This window comes from Streptomyces hirsutus, assembly GCF_001418415.1.
GTDB classification, from domain to species: Bacteria; Actinomycetota; Actinomycetes; order Streptomycetales; family Streptomycetaceae; genus Streptomyces; species Streptomyces hirsutus.
Genome location: NZ_LIQT01000230.1, coordinates 11,492 through 11,823 on the forward strand (window position 1 = coordinate 11,492; position 332 = coordinate 11,823).

A 332-nucleotide genomic window follows, 5' to 3' on the forward strand; every position below is an offset into this window, starting at 1 on the left:
CGCCCACAGGGCGAGGAGGCGTTCGCACCCGACGGTGCGCCGCCGACGGGCTTGCTCATGGGGCGCCGGACGCGCGCGTTGACTTGCTGGATATCTGGGCGCGGAGCATCGCGAGTCGGGGTGGGCCGGGACATATGGGCAGCCGTACCGCCCGGCGCTGACAGTCAGGACGTCTCGCCGAGGGCTGCTCGAAGCCGGGCGAGCGATCCGGTCTCCAGTACGGCATCAGCGAGGGCCTGGGCGGACTTGGTGAGGATGCGACCACGTCCGTTGTCGATCCACCGCTGAGCGTGGGCGTAGCCCTGTGCCCGGTACTCGATGCCCTGGATCAT

The 332-nt window shown here is 69.9% G+C and carries 1 pseudogene; it reads right to left on the reverse strand.

The window, feature by feature from the left end:
• Positions 1-164: 164 nt before the first annotated feature.
• A pseudogene (locus AOK11_RS45065) lies at positions 165-332 on the reverse strand (HD domain-containing protein); the annotation flags it as partial.